General features: G+C 74.2%; 25 protein-coding genes. 10 read left to right on the plus strand and 15 right to left on the minus strand.

Annotated elements, in window-relative coordinates:
- Positions 1 to 204: 204 nt before the first annotated feature.
- Positions 205 to 1,158 (minus strand): LysR family transcriptional regulator, encoded by a 954-nt coding sequence (locus tag ACFVVU_RS31330; RefSeq protein ID WP_380687724.1) that lies wholly within the window; start codon positions 1,156 to 1,158, stop codon positions 205 to 207.
- A gap of 335 nt (positions 1,159 to 1,493) precedes the next feature.
- Here ACFVVU_RS31330 and ACFVVU_RS31335 point away from each other — a divergent pair, with 335 nt between their 5' ends.
- Entirely contained in the window at positions 1,494 to 2,354 is an 861-nt protein-coding gene (locus tag ACFVVU_RS31335; RefSeq protein WP_387793567.1) for a DUF6597 domain-containing transcriptional factor, read from the plus strand.
- Here the strand turns inward: ACFVVU_RS31335 and ACFVVU_RS31340 are convergent.
- From ACFVVU_RS31340 to ACFVVU_RS31360, 5 genes are all read right to left on the minus strand, one after another.
- Positions 2,330 to 3,286, minus strand: a complete 957-nt coding sequence (locus ACFVVU_RS31340; protein ID WP_387793568.1) for a hypothetical protein — start codon at positions 3,284 to 3,286, stop codon at positions 2,330 to 2,332. The genes ACFVVU_RS31335 and ACFVVU_RS31340 overlap by 25 nt on opposite strands.
- Positions 3,283 to 4,224, minus strand: a complete 942-nt coding sequence (locus ACFVVU_RS31345; protein ID WP_387793569.1) for a polysaccharide deacetylase family protein — start codon at positions 4,222 to 4,224, stop codon at positions 3,283 to 3,285. The genes ACFVVU_RS31340 and ACFVVU_RS31345 overlap by 4 nt, the downstream gene beginning before the upstream one ends.
- Before the next feature lie 117 nt (positions 4,225 to 4,341).
- Positions 4,342 to 4,695 (minus strand): DUF6204 family protein, encoded by a 354-nt coding sequence (locus tag ACFVVU_RS31350; protein ID WP_380688268.1) that lies wholly within the window; start codon positions 4,693 to 4,695, stop codon positions 4,342 to 4,344.
- 73 nt (positions 4,696 to 4,768) lie between these two features.
- Complete coding sequence (locus ACFVVU_RS31355; RefSeq protein ID WP_387793570.1) at positions 4,769 to 5,974, minus strand: type III PLP-dependent enzyme; 1,206 nt, start codon at positions 5,972 to 5,974, stop codon at positions 4,769 to 4,771.
- Positions 5,967 to 6,101, minus strand: coding sequence for a hypothetical protein (locus ACFVVU_RS31360; protein ID WP_380688264.1), 135 nt, complete (start codon positions 6,099 to 6,101; stop codon positions 5,967 to 5,969). The genes ACFVVU_RS31355 and ACFVVU_RS31360 overlap by 8 nt, the downstream gene beginning before the upstream one ends.
- Before the next feature lie 569 nt (positions 6,102 to 6,670).
- Between ACFVVU_RS31360 and ACFVVU_RS31365 the strand changes: the two genes are divergently transcribed.
- Positions 6,671 to 7,903: a serine hydrolase domain-containing protein gene (locus tag ACFVVU_RS31365; protein WP_387793571.1), complete on the plus strand. Its 1,233-nt coding sequence runs from the start codon at positions 6,671 to 6,673 to the stop codon at positions 7,901 to 7,903.
- A 63-nt stretch (positions 7,904 to 7,966) separates the two neighbouring features.
- On the opposite strand, the gene ACFVVU_RS31370 is transcribed toward ACFVVU_RS31365, so the two are convergent.
- Positions 7,967 to 9,088, minus strand: coding sequence for a hypothetical protein (locus ACFVVU_RS31370; protein WP_380682443.1), 1,122 nt, complete (start codon positions 9,086 to 9,088; stop codon positions 7,967 to 7,969).
- A gap of 394 nt (positions 9,089 to 9,482) precedes the next feature.
- Between ACFVVU_RS31370 and ACFVVU_RS31375 the strand changes: the two genes are divergently transcribed.
- The gene (locus tag ACFVVU_RS31375; protein ID WP_387793572.1) at positions 9,483 to 10,847 is read left to right on the plus strand and encodes an FAD-dependent oxidoreductase; all 1,365 of its coding nucleotides are present in this window, start codon (positions 9,483 to 9,485) and stop codon (positions 10,845 to 10,847) included.
- Between the two features lie 75 nt (positions 10,848 to 10,922).
- On the opposite strand, the gene ACFVVU_RS31380 is transcribed toward ACFVVU_RS31375, so the two are convergent.
- Positions 10,923 to 11,381, minus strand: coding sequence for a hypothetical protein (locus ACFVVU_RS31380; RefSeq protein ID WP_380682445.1), 459 nt, complete (start codon positions 11,379 to 11,381; stop codon positions 10,923 to 10,925).
- Positions 11,382 to 11,491: 110 nt separating this feature from the next.
- A complete protein-coding gene (locus ACFVVU_RS31385; RefSeq protein WP_387793573.1) occupies positions 11,492 to 12,763 on the minus strand; it encodes an MFS transporter in 1,272 nt (423 codons plus the stop codon).
- Positions 12,764 to 12,818: 55 nt separating this feature from the next.
- Here ACFVVU_RS31385 and ACFVVU_RS31390 point away from each other — a divergent pair, with 55 nt between their 5' ends.
- Entirely contained in the window at positions 12,819 to 13,835 is a 1,017-nt protein-coding gene (locus ACFVVU_RS31390) for a helix-turn-helix domain-containing protein (protein ID WP_387793574.1), read from the plus strand.
- A gap of 22 nt (positions 13,836 to 13,857) precedes the next feature.
- Here ACFVVU_RS31390 and ACFVVU_RS31395 read toward each other — a convergent pair whose 3' ends face one another.
- Positions 13,858 to 14,361, minus strand: coding sequence for a DinB family protein (locus ACFVVU_RS31395; protein ID WP_387793575.1), 504 nt, complete (start codon positions 14,359 to 14,361; stop codon positions 13,858 to 13,860).
- The gene (locus tag ACFVVU_RS31400) at positions 14,358 to 15,395 is read right to left on the minus strand and encodes a serine/threonine dehydratase (RefSeq protein ID WP_387793576.1); all 1,038 of its coding nucleotides are present in this window, start codon (positions 15,393 to 15,395) and stop codon (positions 14,358 to 14,360) included. Before ACFVVU_RS31400 ends, ACFVVU_RS31395 begins: the two co-directional genes overlap by 4 nt.
- A gap of 155 nt (positions 15,396 to 15,550) precedes the next feature.
- On the opposite strand from ACFVVU_RS31400, the gene ACFVVU_RS31405 reads away from it, so the two are divergent.
- Entirely contained in the window at positions 15,551 to 15,757 is a 207-nt protein-coding gene (locus tag ACFVVU_RS31405; RefSeq protein ID WP_387793577.1) for a hypothetical protein, read from the plus strand.
- A 222-nt stretch (positions 15,758 to 15,979) separates the two neighbouring features.
- Entirely contained in the window at positions 15,980 to 16,426 is a 447-nt protein-coding gene (locus ACFVVU_RS31410; protein ID WP_380682451.1) for a hypothetical protein, read from the plus strand.
- 63 nt (positions 16,427 to 16,489) lie between these two features.
- Here ACFVVU_RS31410 and ACFVVU_RS31415 read toward each other — a convergent pair whose 3' ends face one another.
- Together ACFVVU_RS31415 and ACFVVU_RS31420 are read right to left on the minus strand one after the other, a co-directional pair.
- Entirely contained in the window at positions 16,490 to 16,855 is a 366-nt protein-coding gene (locus ACFVVU_RS31415; protein WP_380682452.1) for a hypothetical protein, read from the minus strand.
- 82 nt (positions 16,856 to 16,937) lie between these two features.
- On the minus strand, positions 16,938 to 17,348 hold the full coding sequence (locus tag ACFVVU_RS31420) for an SSI family serine proteinase inhibitor (RefSeq protein ID WP_387793578.1): 411 nt from the start codon (positions 17,346 to 17,348) through the stop codon (positions 16,938 to 16,940).
- 139 nt (positions 17,349 to 17,487) lie between these two features.
- Between ACFVVU_RS31420 and ACFVVU_RS31425 the strand changes: the two genes are divergently transcribed.
- Positions 17,488 to 18,417 (plus strand): GNAT family N-acetyltransferase, encoded by a 930-nt coding sequence (locus ACFVVU_RS31425; RefSeq protein WP_387793579.1) that lies wholly within the window; start codon positions 17,488 to 17,490, stop codon positions 18,415 to 18,417.
- Positions 18,418 to 18,506: 89 nt separating this feature from the next.
- On the opposite strand, the gene ACFVVU_RS31430 is transcribed toward ACFVVU_RS31425, so the two are convergent.
- Both ACFVVU_RS31430 and ACFVVU_RS31435 read right to left on the minus strand, forming a co-directional pair.
- Positions 18,507 to 18,740, minus strand: a complete 234-nt coding sequence (locus ACFVVU_RS31430; protein ID WP_380682455.1) for a DUF397 domain-containing protein — start codon at positions 18,738 to 18,740, stop codon at positions 18,507 to 18,509.
- A complete protein-coding gene (locus ACFVVU_RS31435) occupies positions 18,737 to 19,597 on the minus strand; it encodes a helix-turn-helix domain-containing protein (protein WP_387793580.1) in 861 nt (286 codons plus the stop codon). Before ACFVVU_RS31435 ends, ACFVVU_RS31430 begins: the two co-directional genes overlap by 4 nt.
- Before the next feature lie 177 nt (positions 19,598 to 19,774).
- On the opposite strand from ACFVVU_RS31435, the gene ACFVVU_RS31440 reads away from it, so the two are divergent.
- From ACFVVU_RS31440 to ACFVVU_RS31450, 3 genes are all read left to right on the plus strand, one after another.
- The gene (locus tag ACFVVU_RS31440) at positions 19,775 to 20,212 is read left to right on the plus strand and encodes an ATP-binding protein (protein WP_387793581.1); all 438 of its coding nucleotides are present in this window, start codon (positions 19,775 to 19,777) and stop codon (positions 20,210 to 20,212) included.
- Positions 20,213 to 20,315: 103 nt separating this feature from the next.
- Positions 20,316 to 21,125 carry an alpha/beta fold hydrolase gene (locus ACFVVU_RS31445; protein ID WP_380682458.1) on the plus strand — a complete coding sequence of 270 codons (810 nt, stop codon included), beginning with the start codon at positions 20,316 to 20,318 and terminating at the stop codon, positions 21,123 to 21,125.
- 66 nt (positions 21,126 to 21,191) lie between these two features.
- On the plus strand, positions 21,192 to 21,905 hold the full coding sequence (locus tag ACFVVU_RS31450; RefSeq protein WP_387793582.1) for a ricin-type beta-trefoil lectin domain protein: 714 nt from the start codon (positions 21,192 to 21,194) through the stop codon (positions 21,903 to 21,905).
- The last annotated feature ends 137 nt before the right edge of the window (positions 21,906 to 22,042 follow it).

Below are 22,042 nucleotides of genomic sequence, written 5' to 3' on the forward strand. Positions count from 1 at the left end.
GGCGGCGCACCGGGGCCGGGCGTCCCGGTGCGCCGCCGTGCTGTCGCGCCGCCGTGGCCTCGTCCACTCCGCCGACGCGCGCGCTTCGCGCGCAGCCGCCGGTCCGGCGTGACCCGCGGGAGGGGGACCGGAGGCCCGTGGTGCGCCGGCGTGCGGTTGTGGGGACGCCGGTGGGGCCAGTGGGGCCGGCGGGTGGCGGTCGGCTCAGCGGGCGCTCAGGGCGGGGACCGGGAGGGGCGGGAGCGGTCGGGTCGGGCCGGTGTGGGAGGCGACGACGCCGCGGACCAGGTCGCGCAGCCAGCGGTGGCCGGCGTCCTGGTCGTTGCGCGGGTGCCAGGCCATGCTGAGCACCACCTCGGGGAGGTCGACCGGCAGCGGGAAGGTGGTCAGGCCGAGGGCCTCGGCCGCGGGGGTGCCGAGGCGGGCCGGGGCGAGGCCGACGAGTTCGGTGTCGCGGAGCAGGAAGAGCGCCGCCGGGTAGCTCGGTACGCTGGCCACCACACGTCGGGAGAGTCCGAGTTGGGCGAGGCGCTGGTCGAGCTGGCCGGGGCCGCGGCCGTGCCGGGAGACCGTGACGTGGTCGGCGGCGGCGAACTCCTCGGCGGTCGGGGGCGCGCCGTGGGTCAGCGGGTGTCCGGCGCGGGCGATGCCCACCAGACGGGTGGTGGTGAGGGGTTCGGTGCGGGTCTCCGGGTCGAGGTGGTCGGTGACGCCCACCTCCAGGTCGATCACGCCGTCGCGCATCGCGCTGGTGCCCTCCAGGTCGTCGCCGAGGAAGCGCAGCGTCACGGCGGGCGCCTGGGCGCGGACGGTCGCCAGCAGGGCCGCGCCGATCGTGGTCAGCAGGACGTCGCCGGTCTGCAGGGTGAAGCGCCGGTTGAGCCCGGCGGGTTCGGCGGCGGCGGGCGGTATCAGCAGCGCCTGGCCCCGGCTGACCAGGGCGCGGACCTCGGAGCGCAGTTCCACCGCGCGCGGCGTCGGCACCAGCCCGCGGCCGGCCCGGACCAGGAGCGGATCGCCGAGCACCCGGCGCAGCCGCCCGAGCGTGCGGCTCATCGCCGGGGCCGAGGTGTGCAGGCGTTCGGCGGCACCCGTCACGCTGCCCTCCTCCAGCAGGGCGTCCAGGGCGACGAGCAGATTGAGATCGAGGTCCGGCATGGGGTTCTCCGCTGATGGTCGGTCGGCTGGGTGGGGGTGTGGGGGCAGGGATGACCGGAGGTGGAAAGTGTGCTGACCCGGGTTCCGCAGGAGCGCATGGCGACTCGGCATCTAGCGTCGATCGCCACAACTCCCCTTGGGAGTAAAGGATCTGACGTGATGATTGACAATGACATGTTGGTGGATGCCTGCCAAGGAGGCCGTGTGCCGACCTTCCGTGCGAACCACGGCGTACGCCGGACGGCGTGCCCAGGTGGTACAGACCAGTGGGTTCGCGCCGGTGCGCGCCCCGTTCGGCCGGTCGTGCCGTGCGGGCTTCGGGAAGGAGCGGGGCGGTGACCTTCTCCTCGTACGAGCAGTGGCGGCCGGCACTCGCGCCCCGGCGGCAGGTGGACTGCGTGTGGACGCGGAGCAACGCCGGTGGGCCGTCGTACGGCCAGCTCATCGTGCCGGACGGGTGCGTGGACCTGGTGTGGTCGGACGCGGGGCTGGAAGTGGCCGGCCCGGACCATGCGCCCCGCAGCGCCCCGGTGCGGGGCGGCGCGGAGCTGGCCGGGGTGCGCTTCCGTCCCGGTGCGGCGAGCCTGTTGCTGGGCGCCGTGCCGGTGCGCGAGCTGTCCGACCGCCAGGTGCCGTTTGCCGAGGTGGCCGGCGCGGCGGTGGCGGAGCGGCTCGGGGAGCGGCTGGCCCGGGCGCGCGGGCCGCGGGAGGCCGCGGCGGAGCTGGACGGCTTCGCGGCCGCGCTGGTGCCGGGGTGGGCGCCGGACCCGGTGGTCGAGCGCGCGGTGGCCGCGCTGGGGCGCGCGCAGGGGGCGCAGCTGCCGGCGCTTGCGGCGGAACTCGGGCTTTCGGAGCGGCAGTTGCGCCGTCGGGTGACCGACGCGGTGGGCTACGGGCCGAAGACCCTGCACGCCGTGCTGCGCTTCCAGCGGGCGCTGGCCTGGGCGCGCTCGGAGGCCGGGCCCGAGGGCGGGGCACAGGCCGGTCCGCGGGGCGCTTCGCGGGGCGGTTCGCGGGGCGGGGAGGGCGGCCGCGCGGGGGCCGGGCTGGCGGAGCTGGCGGTGCGGGCCGGGTACGCCGACCAGGCGCACCTCACGAGGGAGGTGCGCCGGTGGGCGGGGGTTCCGCCGACGGTGCTGTTGGGCCGGGCGGTCCGGCCGGGGGCCCCGGGTCAGGCCCCCGACGCGTTGTCGTAGGCGCGGAGGGTGATCAGCGCCTGCACGGTGACGCCGGGGCGGGCCTCGGACTCGGTGGTCGCCGACCAGCGGGCCCAGTTGATCGGCCAGCCGCCGTCCGGCTGCTGGGCGGCGACGAGGTGGTCGAGACTGCGGGCCAGCTCCTCGTCGGTGAACCAGCCGCGGGCCAGGCTGTCGGGTGTGCGGGCGTAGTCGTGCGGCAGGGGGTGCTCGCCCGGTGCGTAGCCCGGGGCGGTGCGCGCCTCCTCGGGCCTGGCCGGGTCGAGCAGCACGATCCGCTGCTCGCGGACGAGCGCGCCCAGCCGGGCGGCCGAGCTCCGGGCCCAGGCGGTCTCCGGGGCGGAGCTGAGCGAGTGCAGCGCGTCGAGGAAGCGCAGCGCGGCGCCGACCTCGTACGGGTGGGTCGCGCCGAGCTCGTCGACGGCGGTGCGGCAGAACGCGGTGGCGGCGGTGAGCCACGGGTGCTCGATGCCCTGGCGCAGCAGCGGGGCGACGATCTGCCCGGTGGCGAGCAGTTCGCCGACCGGCTTCGCACCGTCCTCGGGCACCGGCAGGAACGGCGGTCGCGGGTAGGGGCGCAGGCTCGGCAGGACGACGGGCACACCCCCGTCGGGTGCGGCGACCCGGGCCAGCCAGTCGCAGACGGGCCAGGCGCGGGCCTCGTCCAGGGCCCCGGCCTCCTCCATGGCGAGCAGTGCGGTGGGGACGGCGATGGGCTGGGGGACGGGGCCGCGGACGTCCGGTTCGATGCCGAAGGCGAAGCCGCCGTCGGCGCAGCGGTGGGCGACCAGGGCGGCGAGGACACCGGCGGGATCGGGCTCGGTGCCGAACAGGTGGGCGAAGCGGCGTTGTTCGAGGACGCGCCCGGAGGTCCAGAGGAAGCGGGCGGCGTCGTCGAGCATGGTGGCCGTGAGGCGTGTGGTACGGGTCATGGCTCGACCGTAGGCGGGGCGGAGGCGGCGGTCTTGAACGATTCGGACACGACCGGGGCGGCGCCGTGGGCCGGGAGCCGACGCCAATGGGCCTGCAGCGGGCGGTAGTCGGTCACCGTGATGCCGTGCTCGGCGAGCAGTTCGCGGGTGCGCGGGGCGAGCAGGAAGGCGTGGTCGGCACGCCGCACCCGCCGGCCGCCGTCGCCCGGGCGGGTGACCGGCGTGGCGAGGCTCGGGTGGACGGCCCATTCGGTCAGGCCCGGCGGGAGCGCGGCGAGCAGCCGGGCGTAGTGGGCGGACCGGTCGTCGAGCGGGACGGCGAAGCTGTCCAGGAAGGGGTGGTCGACCACCGGCAGCCCGCGGGCGCGCAGCCGCTCCAGAGCGGGGGCGAGCCAGATCCGCACGGCCAGCCCGTACTCGGCGCCGAGCGTGAGCGCGAGGTCGAGGAGGTCGGGGCGGCCGGCGTCGGCCAGGCAGTGGAAGTCGAGGTGGGTCGGGTGCAGGCCCTGGCCGGTAGCGGCCTCGATCTGGGCGCGGAACTCCCGTTCCACCTCGCCCGCCTCGGCCCGGGCGAGCAGCCGGGCCCGGCCCTCGGGGGTGGCGGGGAACAGCCGTCCGGCGGGGTCGAGCAGCGAGGGGACGGCGGCGGCCGGGGAGAGCGGGCCCCAGCGGAACGCGGGCTCGTCGGTGTCGCACACCAGGGTGAGGTGGATCCCGAACGGCAGCCCGGGCCGCTCGCGCAGCAGGCGCAGCGCGTGCGCGGATCCCGGGCAGCCGGTCATCAGGCTGCAGGAGGCGGCGACGCCGTGGTCGATCGCGTCGATCACGGCGAGGTTGACGTCCTCGTCGAGACCGAAGTCGTCGCAGTTGAGGAGCAGCAGGCGGGTGCCCGGCGGGTGGCCGAGCAGCTCGGTGGCGAGGGGGGTCGGCTGGGTCACGCCTGCAGTCTGCCGGGGCCGGCGGGGTGGCGCAGCCCGTTTCTCCGGGGCGGCGGGACGGGGGCCGGGCCCCTCGGGCTCGCGGGCCCGTCAGGATCCTCGGGCCTCGCGGGCTCCTCAGGCCTCGCGGGCGGCGCGCCGCTGGCGCTTGCCGAGCGGGGCCTGGGAGAGGTCCTCGGCCTGGGAGCGCAGGTTCTTGTAGCCGTAGCCGCGTTCGTCGAGCCAGGCGCGGGCGGAGCGCTCGGCGCGTTCGGTGGCGTCGAGGATGTCCTCCTCGGCCTCGCCGGTGTCCTGGTAGCGGAAGGTGAAGACGGCGCGGGCGTCGAGGTCGTACGCGAGGTGGCCCTCGGGGGTGAAGGCCGCGAAGAGGACGTCATGGTCGGCGGCGCGGGACCGCAGTTCGGCGTGCTGCTCGGCGGTGAGGCCGTCGAAGACGCCGCGGACGGTGATGCGGAAGGTGCGCGTGGTCATCCGGCGAGCGTATGCCGTGCGACGGCGGGCGGGCGACGGGTTTTCGGGGGAGGGGACAGCGCCGCCCGTGCGACTACCGCTCGCCCCCGGGGCCGATCGGCTCGGCCGGGCGGGCCGTCCGGACGCAGCTGTGGGGGAGTGGCGGGAATCCGTTGAACCCCCGCGTGGTGTAGGCGGTGGCGTAGGCGCCGCAGGAGAGGATCCACACCGGGTCGCCCGAGGCGGCGTCCCGGGGGACGGGTGTGCCGGCGCCCTCGTCGGCGAAGGCGTCGTCGCTGTCGCAGGTGGGGCCGGCGATCACGGCGGGCACGGTCGGGGCTCCGGCGTGGCCGGGGAACTCCAGCCGGTAGCGCAGCTCGTCCATCTCGTACAGGCCGTTGAACTTGCCGCAGCTCAGGAAGAGCCAGAACGACCTTTCCCCGTCGAGTTGCTGACGTTCAGTCAGGCGAGTGACGTGGGCCCGGATCGCACCGTGGTCGGCGACCAGGTGGCGGCCCGGCTCCAGCAGGAACTCCAGTGGTCCGGCGGAGACCTCGCGCAGCCGCTGCATGCCCTCCCGGAGCACCGTGAACATCTTGTCGAGTGGGGGGTGCAGCGCGATTCCGTACCGGTCCAGGGCGCCGAGCGCGGGCAGGCCGCCGCCGAGGTTGACGTGGTCCAGCAGGATGCCGCGCCGGTTGGCCTCCTCGATCACCGTGGCGAGCGTCTCCAGCGCCTGCTGCCAGGCCTCGGAGGTGAGTTGCTGGGAGCCGACGTGCACCGACAGGCCGGCCGGGGCCAGTCCGGCGTCCCGGGCCGCGGCCAGCACCCCGACGGCGTCCTCGGGCGAGCAGCCGAACTTGCGGCTCAGCCCCCACAGGGCGCCCTCGCCGGTGGTGGCGATCCGGCAGAACACCCGGGCGCCGGGCGCGTGTTCGGCGAGCGCGGCGACATCGGCCAGACTGTCGGTGGCGTAGTCGCGCACACCGAGCGCGTAGGCCTCGGCGATCTGGCGGTCGGACTTGACGGTGTTGCCGTAGTGGATCCGCTCGACCGGGACGCCGGTGCGCAGCGCCTGGGCGATCTCCTGCGGTCCGGCCGCGTCGAAACCCGCGCCCCGGGCGGCCAGGCAGGCGAGCACCTCGTCGACGGGGCAGGCCTTCATCGCGAACCGCACGCCGATGCCGGGCAGTTCGCTCAGCAGGGCGTCGTACTGGGCCTCGATGCCGTCGAGGTCGAAGATGATCAGGTCGTCCTCGGCGGCGGCGAGGGCGGTGCGCAGGCGTCCGTAGTCAGGCATCGTCGGCGCTCCGGCCGGCGGTGGACGGGGCGGACGCGGTGAGCGGGGTGGCGAGCAGGGGCTCGTCGTCGCTGGAGCGGGGGCGCTGCGAAGCGGTCCGGAGCGGGTACCCGTCGGGCTTCGGCATCACATCACTCCAAGGTCGGGTCGAGACGTCGGAAGGTCGGTATCTCGGAACGTCGGCGGCCGTGTGCCGTGCGCCGTGGTCCGTGCGGAGGGGCGGGGCCGCAGGGGGAGTGGTGGTCTCGTCCGACAGGGAGTGCCGCTGCCTGTTCCGGCTTCGTCGAGCGGCGTTCTCCTTAAGGTGGACTAGACCAACTTCCGGTGTCAAACCCTTGTCGGGGCGGTCTCGGTCGACGCGCCGCCGGTCGCTGGACGACCGGCCCTGACCTGCGTCGGAACCCGGAGCGGGGGCGGTCCGGACCGGCCCGGAGGTCGTCCGAACGGGAGGCGGCAGCTCCTCTTCAGGCAGTCGCCGCTGCCTGAAGAGGCAGTCGGGCGGCCGCGGCGCGGATTGGCGCGAGCCCGGCCCATGGTGGGGTCAACCCCCCTGTGGAGGGGCGGGGTTACCACATGGTTCGCACACGCCGACCCGCCTACCTTCGTAGTCGTCCGCCGGAACGGCCGGCGGGCGGGACGAGCGCAAGGCCCGGTGGGCGAGGGGGACTTCGGCCCGGGGCGGATGGGGAGTGCGTGATGAGGGCAGCGACGGGGCGTACCGGACGGACGGTACGGCTGGTGGCGGCGGGCGTGCTGGGAGCGGTGCTGGTCGGCACGCTGGCGCCGGCCGCCGGCGCCGCGGGGGCGTCCGGCTCGGTGGTCACCGTGGCGGCGCCGGGCGCCGCGAAGCCGGTGGGTCCGGCTTTCGCCGCGGTCCAGGACGAGTTGAGCGCGGTGGTGAACGGCGGGGAGGCGACCTGGGACCTGGCCCGGGTGGTGGACCACGGCCGGACGGTGTGGCGGGGCACCTCCGGGGTCGCCGACCTGGACGACCGGCGGCCCGTCGACCCGGACGGCCGGTTCCGGATCGGCAGCCTGACCAAGACGTTCACCGCCACCGTGGTTCTCCAGCTGGTCGGTGAGGGCCGGGTCCGGCTCGACGACCCGGTGTCCGCCTACCTGCCCGGGGTGGTGCCGGGCGGCGAACGGATCACCGTGCGCCAACTGCTCAACCACACCAGCGGGCTGTACAACTACACCGACGACCAGCGGTTCGTGCCCCGGACGGCGGAAGGCGTCGAGGCGTGGGTCGCCACCGGCCGCTGGCGCACCTGGACGGCGGAGGAGATCGTCGCCGGCGCCGTGTCCCACCCGCCGTACTTCGCGCCCGGCGCGTCCTGGCACTACTCCAACACCAACTACCTGCTCGCCGGCATGATCATCCGGAAGGTCACCGGGAACGACTGGAACCAGGAGGTGGAGCGGCGCATCATCCGGCCGCTCGGCCTGCGCCAGACCTCGATGCCGACCACCTCGCCGCTGATCACCGGCTCGCACGCGCACCTCTACACCCAGCTGCCCGACGGCCCGGTCGACACCACGCTGATCAACCCGTCCGCGGGCGGCGCCGCCGGGGCCGGCGTCTCCAGCGCCGCCGACCTCGCCCGCTTCCACGCCGCGCTGTTCGGCGGGCGGCTGCTGCGCCCGGCGGAGCTGGCCGAGCTGAAGACCACCGTCGACACCCGCACGCCCGGCTACCGGTACGGCCTCGGGGTGGGGAGCGTGGACCTGGGCTGCGGCGTGGTCTGGGGCCATGCCGGCTCGATCTACCGCAACATCTCGTACCTGCTCGGCACCGAGGACGGCGGGCGGCAGGCCGTCGTCGCCGCCGGCCAGTACGGCTACCGGGACGCCGACGACGTGTTCGGCGGACTGTCGAAGGCCGCCGCCTGCGCGGCGCTCGGCTCCGGGGCGGGCGCCGGGTCCTGAGGCGCGGCCGGCAGCGGCGACGTGCTCCCCCTCGGAGCCGAGGGGGAGCACGTCGCGGCGGACTCAGAGCGCGACGGTCCTCAGGTACGAGCCGTCGCCGCGGATCCCGGCGAGCAGCAGCGCGTGCCCGCCCGGGGCGACCGCCGCCGCCGAGACGCCGTCCAGGCCGAATCCGGTGAGCGTCTCGCCCGGCAGGTTGGCGTCCGTCGCGGTGTCGTAGGCGAGCACGGCGGCCTGCGGCGTCCAGCTGTCCTTGAGCAGGTAGAGCCGCCCGCCGTCCGGGCTCACCGCCACGTAGTGGAGGTCGACCGGCGCGTTCGCGAAGGTGAAGACCGGCCGCGCGACATCGGTGACGGTGTTCACGGCGTACCCGGTACCGGCCGAGGCCTGCGCGCCCAGCGCGTACAGCCGCAGGCCGTCCGGCGAGGCGGCCAGCTCGGTGGCGGCGCCGAGCCGTTCGACCGCGCGCAGGGCGGTCGGCACCGGGGTGGTGGTGTCGAGGTGCTCGACGCCGAGGTCGGTGGCGACGTACGCCGCGGCGCCGCCCGCCTGCAGCGCGAGCCCGTTCACGCCGTAGCCGCGCAGCGGCAGCGCGCCGGCGAACGCGCTCCGGCCGGTGTCGAACACCAGGACCCGGCCGGGCCGCACGCCCTGTCCGTCGCCGGCCGGGCCGTTCTGGCCGGTGTAGACCTTCGAGCCGTCCGGGCTCACCGCCAGCCCGGTGAGCGCGCCCGCGGCCCAGCCGTCCGGCCGCGCCTGGTCGGGGGCCGGGGTGCGGGAGAGCACGGTTCCGGTGGCCGTGTCGACCGTCACCAGCCGGTCCGTGACGACCACGTAGAGCCGTCGGCCGTCCTGGCTCACCACGGGCTTCCCGGCGGCTCCGTCCTCGGCCAGCGGCAGTTCGGCGACGACCGCGCCGCTGCGCAGGTCCACCGTGCGCAGCACGACCGGGGTCCGGCTGCCGGACCGGTCGGCCGCCACGACGTACGCCTTCGTCCCCTCCGGGCTGACGGCCAGGCCGAGCGCCCGCCAGCCGACGGCGGTGCCGGTGACGCTGCTTCCGGCGGTGCTGCCGGAGGCTCCCGGTGCCGGGTCGGCGGCGGCTGCCCCGGCACCGGCCCCGGTCAGCAGGAGCGCCGCTGCCAGCGCTCCCGTCCAACGGACCTTCCACACACGCGAATTCATGATTCCCCACTCTATGGTCTAGACCTCACGTCGTGGTGCGGGGGCAACGCTAGAGCACTCGGAGGGCCGTGCCGCGTCGGTTTTTGGACCTTGTGCGCGCGGGGTGCCGGTCGGCCGTCGGGCGCACGTCCGAAGGCCGCAGGACGCTCGCCGGGCGCTCGTCGGCCGCTCGCCGGGCATGCGCGCCCATTGTTCCCGGATCGGCCATAGGTCCGCTCTATGGGGTCATAGATCGACACCGCCTACAGTGGCAAGGTCCGACCGGGTTGGGTGGGAGTGGGTCACCCTCGCCCGTCCACCCCGACCGGACCGGGCACCGTCCCGTTCCGTTCCGGCACGCTCCGGCACTGTTCCGCTCTTTTTCGTTCGTTTACGTTCGGAGGATCGCCCCGCCATGACCCGCCCGATCCGCGTCGCGATCGTCGGCGCCGGCCCCGCCGGCATCTACGCCGCCGATGCCCTGCTGAAGTCCGACGCCGCCCAGCAGCCCGGGGTCTCCATCGACCTCTTCGAGCGGATGCCCGCGCCGTTCGGACTGATCCGGTACGGCGTGGCGCCCGACCACCCGCGGATCAAGGGGATCATCACCGCGCTGAACCAGGTGCTGGACAAGCCGCAGATACGTCTGTTCGGCAACGTCGACTACCCCTCCGACGTCACGCTGGACGACCTGCACCGCTTCTACGACGCCGTGGTCTTCTCCACCGGCGCGATGGCCGACCGCGCGCTCGACATCCCCGGTGTCGGGCTCGAGGGCTCCTACGGCGCCGCCGACTTCGTCTCCTGGTACGACGGCCACCCGGACGTGCCGCGCACCTGGCCGCTGGAGGCCGAGAAGGTCGCCGTGCTCGGCGCCGGCAACGTCGCCCTGGACGTCGCCCGCATCCTCGCCAAGACCGCCGACGAGCTGCTGCCCACCGAGATCCCGCCGAACGTCCACGAGGGCCTGAAGCGCAACCGGGCCCTGGAGGTGCACGTCTTCGGCCGCCGCGGCCCGGCCCAGGCCAAGTTCAGCCCGATGGAGCTGCGCGAGCTCGACCACTCGCCGAACATCGAGGTCATCGTCAACCCCGAGGACATCGACTACGACGACGGCTCGATCGCCGAGCGGCGCGGCGCCAAGCACGTCGACATGGTCGCCTCGACCATCGAGAACTGGGCCATCCGCGACGTCGGCGACCGCCCGCACCGGCTCTACCTGCACTTCTTCGAGTCCCCGGTGGAGGTGCTGGGCGAGGACGGCCAGGTGGTCGGGCTGCGCACCGAGCGCACGGAGCTCGACGGCACCGGCAATGTGCGCGGCACCGGAAGGTTCACCGACTGGGACGTGCAGTCCGTCTACCGGGCGATCGGCTACTACTCCGACGAGCTGCCCAAGCTGCCGTTCGACCCGGTCTCCGGCACCGTCCCGAACGCGGCCGGCCGGGTGCTCGCCGCCGACGGCTCGCACCAGGACGCCGTGTACGTGACCGGCTGGATCAAGCGCGGTCCGGTCGGCCTGATCGGCCACACCAAGGGCGACGCCAACGAGACCGTCGCCTGCCTGCTCGCCGACCACACCGAGGGCCGTCTGCCCGGCGCCGCCGAGCCCGATCCGGAGGCGGTCGTCGGGTACCTGCGGGAGCGCGGCGTGCGGTACACCACCTGGCAGGGCTGGCACGAGCTGGACGCCGCCGAGCGCGCCCTGGGCGCGGCCGAGGGGCGCGAGCGGGTCAAGGTCGTGGAGCGGGAGGACATGCTCCGGCACAGCGGGGCGTGACCGGCCCCGTAGCCGGCGGCGGTGGCCGGTCCCGGCACTTCGTGACCGGCCACCGCACCCGTGCGAGGCGCCCCGTCACACCTCGGTGGGCGGCGGGGCGAGGACGACCGGCCACGCGTCGTCACCCGCCAGCACGTCCTCCAGCGCGAGCCCCGGGCCGGCGCTGAACACGGCGGTCGCGGTGGCGGCCCGGGCGTACAGCCCCGGGTCGACCACCGCGTCCGCGTGCAGCACCAACGCCGCCTCGGGCGTGGCGGGCGAGCGCTCCGGGAAGGCGTCCGGGTCGGCGCCGATCTGCCGGAGCGTGAACGGGTACGCCGCCACGGCGACGGTCAGCCGGTCGCCGTCGAGCGAGTGCTCCGCCCAGCCGTCGGTGGGGAGCAGGAAGAACGCGCCGTCCCCCTCGTAGCCGTACCAGCCCAGTTTGGCGACGGCCTGCTCCCCGGGCGGGCCGTCCGGGTCGACGAGCAGCGCCACCACGGGCGCCTCCGGGTCGTCGGGGTTGATGCCGCTGCGTACGTAGAGCCGGGCCACGGGCGACCTCCGGTCGGGGGCGGGCGGACGGGACGACCACGCTACCGGGCGGCTACGCGCGGCCGCGGCGAGGGTGGTTGTCCGGAGCATCGGTTGGCATGAACGCGACCTTAGCGGTCCGGTGTCGCGTCGGACAGGAGAAGCGCGCGCTCCGGATCGGGTGCCCCGGCCGCCTCGTGGCGGCTTCCCCCGCCGCGTTCCGGGCGGAGGCGGCGCCGGAGGTGGCGGGTGAGGTGCCGGGCGAGGGCGAGGCCGGCGAGGAGGGCCGCCAGCGCGCAGACGCCCGGCCAGCCGGCCAGCGCGTGGGCGCGCAGACCGAGCCAGGAGCCGACGCTGCCGCCGAGGTAACCGAAGGTCATGTAGGCCGTGTTGAGCCGGCTGCGGGACTCGTCGCCCAGGTCGTAGACGCGGGTCTTGTTGGCGACCATGCCGGACTGCATCGCGACGTCCAGCAGCAGCGTCCCGGCCACCAGGACGACCAGGCCCACCGCGCCGCCCCCGCCCCCGGCGACCAGGACGGCGGTCGCGGCGAGGGTGCCGAGCAAGGAGGCCAGGTTCACCGGGTCGGCGCCCCGGCGGTCCACCGCGCGTCCGGCGAACGGGGTGCAGAGCATCGTCGCCGCGCCGACCAGCGCGACCAGTCCCACCGCGGAGGCGCCCAGCCCGTACGCCGGGCCGGTGAGCAGCAGCGGCAGGCACGTCCAGACGGCGGAGAAGCCGGCGAAGACGGTGGCCTGGTAGAGACCGGAGCGGCGCAGTTCCGGTTCGGTGCGCAGCAGCCGCAGCGGCGCGGCCAGCAGCGCCCGGTAGGGGTCACGGCCGGGCGGCGCGGCGGCGGTGACGGCCGGCAGCGCGCGGGTCAGCACGGCCGCGAGCAGCAGCGTCAGCGCCCCCGTCACCAGGTACGGCGCGCGCCAGCCCAGCCACTCGCCGAGCGTGCCGCTGAAGGTGCGGGCCAGCAGCATGCCGCCGGTCGAGCCGCTCAGCAGCGTGCCCAGCACCGCTCCGCGCCGGTCGGCGGCCACCAGCCCGGCCGCCATCGGCGATATCACCTGGGCGGCGACCGTGGTGACGCCGATCGTGAAGCTCACCGCGACCAGCACCGGGAGCGTCGGTGCCGCGCCGGCCGCGAACAGTTCGAGGCCGGTGAGCGCGAGCAGGGTGACCAGCAGCTGACGGTTGGGGAGTCGGTCACCGAGCGGCACCAGCAGGAATATCCCGACGGTGTAGCCGATCTGAGTGGCCGTCACCACCGAGGCGGCGGCGCCCTTGGAGGTGCCCAGGCCGGCGGCGATCAGCGGGGTGATCGCCTGGGCGAAGTAGATGGCGCCCACCCCGACGGCGCAGGCGAGGGAGAGCAGCAGGAGGAGTCGGCGGGTCATGCGAGGAGGTTGGCGCGGCGCGGGGCCGGCGACAACCGATGTAGCGTGGCACTTCATGGTCGTCACCTTCGAGTTGGGCGTCGAGGATCTCGCGGACACCCGCTTCGCCCTCTCGCCGCTGCAGGAGACCGTGCTCAGTCTGCGCGTGCTGCGCGAGCCCGGCCTGTCGGCCCTGCACCTGCCGTGGCGGCGCGCCGCGCTCCGGGCGATCGGCGAACTCGACTCGTTCGACGGCGGGTTGCTGGTCTCGCTGGTCGCCGAGCGGCGGACCGTGCCGGACTTCCTCACCCCGCGTCCGCCGGTCTTCGCGCCCGCCTTCGAGGAGGAGCTGGCCGCCGTCCGCCGCACCACCCCCGAGGTGGTCCGCCGCGACCTGGTGCACACCCACCTGCCGGACCCGCCGCCGGAGCTGCTGCGCACCGCCCTCGGCGGCGATGCCGAGGTGTGCGGGCTGCGCGACCGGATCTGCGAACTCCTGCAGCGGTACTGGGAGACCGCCGTGCGGCCGGAGTGGCCGAGGATGCGGCTGCTGCTGGAGGCCGACATGACGTACCGCGCCCGCCGGCTCGCGGTCGGCGGGGCCCGCCTGCTCTTCGCCGACATGCACCCGTTCCTGCGCTGGCACCGTGGCGTCCTGCACATCACCGACATGCTCAGCCACCACCACGTCGCCGCCCGCGGACGCGGTCTGCTGCTCGTCCCGTCCGTGTTCGCCCACAAGCCGGCGCCACCGCTCAGCGCGGACGGCGCGCCCGCGCTCGCGTACCCCTGCCGCGGCGTGGCGACCCTCTGGCCCGGGCCGCCGCCCGCCGTCGACGGGCCCGCGTCCGCGCACGCGTTCGCCGTGCTGGCGCCGTTGGTCGGGGCGGCCAAGGCCCGGCTGCTCACCATGCTGGACGAGCCGCTGGCCACCGTCGAACTCGCCCGCCGGCTGCGGGTGACGCCCAGCGCCGTCTCCCAGCACCTGCGGGTGCTGCACGCCGCGGCCCTGGTCGCCCGGGTCCGTGACGGCCGCCAGGTGCTCTACCGGCGGACCGCGCTCGGCGACCGACTGGCGGGCGGCGCGGGCTGACGGGGCTGACGGGGCTGACCGATCAGGGGAGCACCAACCAGCGGCGGCCGTCGAGGAGTTCGCGGGCGGCGTCGAGGTGGCCGGCGTGGCAGGCGGTCTCGGTGATCACGTGCAGCAGCACGTCGTGCAGGCTGTGCAGGTGCGGCTCGCCGAACAGGTCGTGCGGCCACCAGGCGAGGGCGCTGTCGGCCGGGGTGGCGGCGATCACGGCGTCGGCGAGCGCGGTCTCGTGGCGGTACCGGTCGAGGACGTCGGCGGCGGGCACGTCGGCGCCCACCCGCCAGGCGTCCTCCTCGTCCGCGAGGCGGTGGATCACCGCCTCGTCGCCGGCGACCACCGCGCGGAACCAGAACCGTTCGACGTCCAGCGCGAGGTGCTGGACCAGCCCGAGGCAGTGCCAGCCGGACGGCAGGACGGGGCGCCGCAGGGCCTCGTCGTCCAGACCGTCGAGGATGCCGAGGACGTGGCGCCGCTGGGCGCCGAGGGAGCGGAGCAGCGCGGTGGTGCCGGTGCGGTCGCCGGTCATGCGGCGGCCGGGGCGGTGGTGAGGGTGGCCGGGTCGGTGTTGGCGCCGCACAGGACGACGCAGACCCGCTCGCCCTCGGCCGGGCGGTACCCGTGGCCGGCGGTCCCGTCGTTCTCGCCGCTCGCGCCGCTCTCGCCGTTCTCGCCGTTCTCGCCGTTCTCGCCGCTCTCGTCGTTCCGCTCGGTGAGCAGGGCGGCGAGGGCGGTGGCGGCGCCGTGCTCGACGGCGATCCGGCGGTCCTCCCAGAGCTCCTGCCGGGCCCGGACGATCGCGGCGTCCGGGACGAGCACGGAGCGCACGCCCTCGTGCCGTGCCGCGTCCACGGCCAGGGCGGTGGCGCGGCGGGCACCGAGGGAGTCGGCGGCCACCGAGTCGACGGTGACGTCCACCGGTCCGCCCGCCGCGAGGGCGGCGTGCAGCGCGCGCGAGCCCTCCGGCTCGACCGCCACCACGCGCACGCCGTGCGCGCGGGCGGCCGCGGCCACCCCCGCGAACAGCCCGCCGCCGCCCACCGCGACCAGCACCGTGTCCAGCCCGGGCAGCCGCTCGTGGACCTCCTCCAGCAGGGTGCCCGCACCCGCCGCGATCAGCGGGTGGTCGTAGGCGTGACTCGCCAGCGCACCGGCGGCCGCGGCGTACTCCTGGCAGGCGGCCAGCGCCTCGGCGTACTCCGCGCCGACCAGCCGGACATCCGCCCCGTACGAGCGCAGCCGGGCGACCTTCACGCCGGGTGCGTTGGCGGGCAGGAACACGGTGGCCCGCACGCCCTGCTGCCGCGCCGCCCACGCGCAGGCCAGCCCGGCGTTGCCGCCCGAGGCGATGGTGACCCCGGCGTCCGGCAGGGTGCCGGCCTCCCGGTGGGCCCGGAGGAAGTTCTGCGCCCCGCGTGCCTTGAACGAACCGGTGTGCTGGAGGTACTCCAGGGCCAGCCACGGCCCGCCGTCCCCGCCCGGCGCGAGCACCACGGGGCGGACGCGGCCCGCGATCCGCTCCGCGGCCGCCTTGATGTCGTCGTAGCCGAGCTGGTGTCCCATCGTGTACCGCCTCCACGTCCGCGTACCGCCGTTCCCGGTACCGGGTACCGTACGAAGCACCGGGGCGGCCTGCCAAGTTGTGCGGGCGGGGGCGCTCCCGGGCACTGGCTCCACCGGAACCGAGAACTGTGAACCTGTGAACGGAGGCCGACGAGATGATCGGTGCGCTGCTGATCGCCGTCCTGGCACTCGTCGTCGGGGGCTGCGTCTGCGTGGTGTGGGCCGACCGCGGCGGCCCCCGGTGGACCCGCGCCGTGGCCGCCGCCACCGTCGGTGCCGGGCGCGTCGTACGGAGCTACCAGAAGTCCCAGCGCCGCCGGCTGGGCAGCGGCGGGGGCGACGGCGGCGACGACGGGTACTGAGGTCCCCGGGTTCCCGCGTCAGGGTTTCCCTTTCCATCGGGCCGGGAGCCCCGGAGGGTTCAGATTTCCGCGGATCCATGCCCCTAGAGGCATGCGCGACCGGTGCCGAGGGCACCGCGCCCGAACGGCGTTGACGCTCCGTCAACGGCTGCCCGAGGCTGTCCGGCGGGCCGAACGGGCCCACGCTTCCCCTGACAACTCCGGCATCTCCGGGAGTATCCGATGAGCACGATCAAGTCCGCCGCGGTGGCCCTCGCCGCCCTCACCGTCGTCGGCCTGGGGGCTTCCCCGGCCCTGGCCGGCGACATGGGCCAGCTGCAACCCGCGGCGAAGACCTGCAGCGCCAGTGGCGGCACCTTCTACTGCGGCGGCGACTACGGCGACGGCAAGACCTACGTCACCCTGAGCGACGGCACCAAGCAGATCTTCGTGATCGGCACCGACCACAACGTCTGGACGACCTGGACCCCGCCGAAGGGCTCGCAGGTGCCGTGGATGTCCCTCGGCGGCACCAACGACTTCGTCAGCAAGGTGAAGATCGTCAACAAGAAGGGCGACGCGTTCAGCATCGCCTCGCGCTCCGCCGCGATCAACGCGGACGTCTACCGCGACCGCAGCGCCGGTGGCGCCTGGAGCGGCTGGTGGACCTACGCCGTGCCGCGCGGCTGACGATCCGCCACCCTCCCGCCCCCGGTGGACGTCACGTCCGCCGGGGCCCGGGCGGGGTGCTCCTCAGCCCCGGCGCTCCAGCCGCTCCAGGCGGATGCTGACCGTCCGCCAGAGCCAGAGCACCGAGAGCGGCAGGGTCACCAGCCCGACGCCGACCGCGTCGCGCATCCGACCGTCCGTGACGGCGGCGCAGTGGGTGTAGTCCCGGCCGCTGTAGTACTCGTAGAACATCGGCGAGCCGCAGTCCACCGAGGTGCCGTTCGGGAACTCGTGCGAGGCCGGTACGAAGGCCAGCCCGACCGCCCACAGCCACGCGCCGAGCGCCAGCAGCCCCAGCAGGTGCGCGCCCCGGCCCCACGAGCCCTCGGCCCGCCGCCACGCCCGCGCGTTCCGCTCCCGCAGGAGCGCCCCGATCTCCCCGTTCTCCATGCCCCGTCCCCCCGCTCTCTGTGCGATCCATGGCCGGGGAGAGCATCCCAGATCGCCGTCCCCGGCCGTCGGCGGGGTCGGGTCAGAAGTCGAAGAACGCGCCGGCGGTGCGTTGCAGGACGCAGTGGTTGCCGTAGGTGTGCTGGAAGGAGAGCTGCCGCCCCCGGTACACGCCGGTGGCGGTCACGGTGTACGGGTCGTAGAGGTCGTTGCAGACGCCGGGGTTGACGTTCAGTTGTTCGAGGTCGCCGTTGACGGAGTCGAGCAGCCGGCAGGCGGTGATCGGGTCGGGGTGGGTGGTGGCGCCGTCCGGCGGGCAGTCGAGGGTGACGACGTGCGGCATGCCGGCGCCGGGCGTCGCGCCGTGCGCCACCGTGAGCCGCAGACTCGCCTCGGTGGCCGGGGCGACGGGGGCGACGGCGTTGGCGGTGCCCGCAAGAGCGGTGGTGAAAAGGGCGGTCGCGAGGAGGGCGAGGGCTCGGGTCGTCTTCACGTCCGGCGCAACGACCGGCCGGTGAGCAGGATACGGCCGGCCGGAGTGCCGGAGTGGGAAGTCGGCGGGGCCGACTTTCCGCGCTCCGAGGAGGGTAAGTCGGTCGACAGGGCGAGTTCGGTTGGCGCAGAGTCACGTCATGGCTGATCTGTCCTTCTCCTCGTCGTTCCCGGATTCCTACGAGCTGCGCGCGGCGACCGTCGCCGACGCCGACGCGATCTACCAGTTGGTCGCCGCCCGCGAGCGCGAACTCCTGGGCCGCCCCGACACCGAACCCGACCGCATAGCCGCGGACCTCACCCTGCCCGGCCTCGACCCGGCCGTCGACACGCTGCTGGTGTACGACACGGCCGAGCGCCTCGTCGGCCGGGCCTGGGTGCACGGCGGCCGACGCAGCGCGGTCGACGTCCACCCCGACCACCGGGGGAGGGGGCTGGGCAGCGCCCTGCTCGACTGGGCCGAGGCGCGGGCACGGCAGATGGGCGGTGAACGGCTCAGCCAGACGCTCGCGGACGGCGACCGGGCGGCGGTGGAGCTGCTGCGGTCGCGGGGGTACGAGCCGTTCGTCACCCAGTGGCTGCTGGAGATCGAGATGTCCGCCGAACCCGTGCTGCCCGGGCCGCCGCCCGGGATCACCGTGCGCCCCTTCCGGCCCGGCGACGAACGGGCCGCGTACCGGCTCACCGAGGACGCGTTCGACGAGTGGCAGAAGCGGCGGAAGTCCTACGAGGAGTGGGCCCGGCACACCGTCGAGCTCGACACGTTCGAGTCGGAGCTCTCGGCGGTGGCGTTCGCCGGTGACGAGATGGTCGGTGCGGTGCTGTCGCTGAACGTCCCGGACACCGGCGAGGGTTACGTCGAGCGGGTCGCCGTCCGGAAGGACCACCGGAACCAGGGGATCGCCCGTTTGCTGTTGCAGACGTCGTTCCGGGCCTTCTACCGCCGGGGCCGCCGGACGTGCACGCTGTGGACGCACTCGGAGACCGGCGCGCTGTCGCTGTACCAGCGCGTGGGCATGACGGTCCGTCGCGGCTCGGCGGTCTACGGCAAGGCGCTCGGCGGCGAGTAGGGCGAGCCGGCGGGGGAGTGGGAAGTCGGCGGGTCCGGCTTCCCACTCCGAGGCTCCGACGCTCTGGCGGATCAGGTGGATCAGGCGGATCAGGCGGTGAAGTTGGGGGAGCGGCTCTCGATCGCCTTGACGAACGCGGCCCACTCGGCGTGGTCGAACGCGAGGTGGGGCCGGCCGGGGTCCTTGTCGTCGCCGAGCCAGACGTCGCCGTTGGGGAAGCGGGCGATGATCACGCAGTCGCCGTTGCCGTCACCGGAGAAAGGGGACTTGGACCAGTCGGCGTCAGCAGGGTTGTGGTCGTAGGGGTCGTGCGTCTGGCTCACGTCAGCTCTTCCAACTTGCGTTCAAGGGCGGTGATGGTGTCCTCGGGGGACAACGAGTTCTGCTTGACACGGCCGATGGCGCGTTCGGCCCGGCGTACGTCGCGTCCCGTCCTACGCGGGAGCATACCGCCGACGGCTTCGATGAATACGAAGCCGTTTTCGGGGTCGCCCGGGAATCGGAGGAGGGTGAGGCCCGAGGAGAGAACGCCTGGTCGTCCTGCGCTCAGCGGCACCATGCGGAGCGTGACGTTGGGCAGTTGAGCGACCTCGACGGCGTGGCGGAGCTGTTCCACCATGACCGCCCGATCGCCCGCGATCAGCAGCGCGACTTCACCGAAGTAGGCCTCCAACGCGAGGGTCGGAGCCTCGGCGAGCCGACGCTGGCGAAGGATCCGGACCTCGGCCCCGGCCTCGACACGCTCCTCGTTCGGGGAGTCGAGCCCGGCGGCGATCATCTCCTTGGCGTACCCCTCGGTCTGGATCAGGCCCGGGAACCCGGCCGGGAAGTAGTTCAACATGTACGCGGCCTCGGCTTCGAGCGCCAGGTACTCCGCGAAGGCCGGCGTGATCGCCTCCGCGTAGTCCAGGTTCCGCCACCACTGCTTCGGCGGGCCGCTGCCGAGGAGGTTCTCGTAGTACTCCCGGTCCGCGCCGACGACTCCGTAGTAGTCGAGGAGCGTCGCGAGGTCCTTGGGGCCGACGGGCTGGTCGGCTCGCTCCATCTTGCTGAGACGGGCGGCGCTCCAGCCATCCAGACCGCTTGTGACCTCCAGGAGCTTCTTGTTCTGCTCCAGCCGCAGGGCTCGCAGTTCGTCGCCGAGTCTGATCTGCCGGATCGTGGAGAGGTCGGTGGTCAAGTGGGGCCCTCCCTTCGGATGTTGATGCCCAGTCTTGCCGCACGTAGCGCCGGGACTCAAGCCGGTTTCAAGATCCACCGATTTTCTAAGGCGTTCTCTTGTGTTTTCGATTCACAAGGATTCACACTCAACGTGACCGAATGGACACGCTCCAGAAGGGGCCCTGCCATGTCCGCCTTGCGCAGACCCGTCCTCCGCACCTGGGAGACCTCCCTCACCGAGCACGGCACCTCGGTGCGGGTCGCCCGCCGCCGCATCCGCGACCAGCTCACCGCCTGGGGGTGGGCCGGGGAACGGGTCGACGACCTCGTCCTCATCGCCTCCGAGCTGGTCACCAACGCCGTCGTCCACGCTTGCCAGGGGTACGGCGAAGTGCGGCTCTACCTCCAGGAGTTCGACGGCGACTGCCGGCTCGAAGTCTGGGACCCGCGGCACGACCTCCCGCTCCAGGAGCGCCGGCCGCGCCGCTTCAACGAAGGCGGGCGCGGCATCGAACTCGTCCGCCAACTCGCCCTCGACGTCGGTGTCATCGTCCGCCGTGGAACCGGCAAGCGGGTGTGGGTCCGCGTGCTGCTCGACACCGACGCCAGTCCGCCGGGTCGCTGCCCTCCGTAACTGCCCCGATGCTTCCATCCGCTCATCCGACCGGTGTGGCAGGGGTGTGTCAGGCTGGTGGGTGGGGCGTTGTCGGTGCACGACCGAGGTCGGGAGGCTCGCGATGGCCGAGATCAGGGTGAACGGGGTGTCGTTGTACTACGAGACCCGGGGCGCGGGGCCGGGGCTGGTGCTGGTGCACGGGTCCTGGACGGACGCCGACAGCTGGGCGCGTGTGCTGCCGGGGCTCGCCGAGGAGACCACCGCCGTCGCCTACGACCGGCGCGGGCACAGCCGCAGCGACGACCTGCTCACCCAGGGTTCCGTGTACGAGGACGCCGCCGACCTGGCCGGTCTGATCGTCGGCCTGGGCCTCGCGCCGGCCTATGTCTGCGGCGACTCCTACGGCGGCCTGATCGCCCTCCGCCTCGCCGCCGCCCGGCCCGACCTGCTGCGCGGCCTGGCCGTCCACGAACCGCCCGCGACCGGAACCCTGCTCGCCGACCCGGAGCTGCGACCCCTCGGCGTCGCCTTCGCCGAACGGATCTCGGCCGTCCGCGAACTCCTCGAACAGGCCGAATCAGCGGCCGGCGCCGAGCGCTACGTCGACACCATCGCCCTCGGCCCGGGGGCGTGGGAACAACTCCCCGCGCCGGTCCGCCACACCTTCATCCGCAACGCGCCCACCTACCTCGACGAACTGCGCGACCCGGACGCCCTCGACCTCGACCTCACGGCCCTCAACCGCTTCACCGAACGTGTCCTCCTCACCCAGAGCGACGACAGCGAACTGATGTACGGCGAGATCCTCGACCTGATCGACCTCTCCCTCCCCAAACCCGACCGCCACGTCTACCCCCAGGCCGGTCACGCTCCGCATCTCTCCGAGCCCGAACAATGGGTCCGCACCACCCTCCCCCACGCCCTCACCTAACCCCACCCGGGGGCGCGAACCCCACACCGCGCGCCCCGCTATGCTGACGCGTCGTTCGGCCTGCGGGTGGGGGCACGGAGACGGGCGGGAGTCGGGCGGAGGCTCGTCGGATCCGCCTGTACGAACCGCTACCTCATCCCCGGCCTCGGCAAGAAGAAGCTGCTGGGCACCGGCGCCGCGCTCAAGGCCGACATCCCACCCGCTCATCGGCGCCGGCGACCTCAACAACGACGGCTACGCCGACCTCTGGACCATCACATCACCAACGCCCTCGCCATCTTCCCCGACTCCAGCAGCACCGGCACCACCGGGCGGGTAGACGGCTTCGGCTCCTGGGCCTTCGCCGGCTACGCGGACGCCAGCGTCTCCATACATTCCGCCCAGGTCGACTGGCTCTGCGCCGACGCCCTCGGCGGCGCGCGTGAGGGCGCCGAACTTGGTGTCTTCTCCTGCTGGCAGACCCCCAATCAGAGGTTCAACTTCGCGAGCGACGGTACCGTGCGCAGCGGCAGCTTCTGCCTCTCCAGCCGTGACAACGCCCTGGACAACGGGACGCGGGCCGTCTTCTCCCTCTGCACTGGCGCCGCCGGGCAGAAGTGGAGCATGCGACCTGACGGCCGCCTGTTCATCCCCGGTACCGTCAACGGCGATAGCCCCGGCGGCAAGTGCCTCGAAGTGCCCGGGTGGGCGGCCGATCAGGGCACCCGCCTGGGAATCTGGGACTGCCCCGGGCTCCAGGACAACCAGCGCTGGACCCTTCAGCCGGAGCGCACGACCTGACTCGACGGTGACGGACGGGGGATTGAGGCACTTCATCCCTGGGCCGTGGGGGCGGGGGGGGGGGCGGGGCCCCCCCCCGTGCCGGGTCGGGGGGGCGGGGGGGGGGGGGGGGGGGTTGGGGGGAGGGGCGCTCCGGC

The sequence above is a fragment of the Kitasatospora sp. NPDC057965 genome (assembly GCF_042887135.1).
In the GTDB taxonomy this organism is placed as follows: domain Bacteria; phylum Actinomycetota; class Actinomycetes; order Streptomycetales; family Streptomycetaceae; genus Kitasatospora.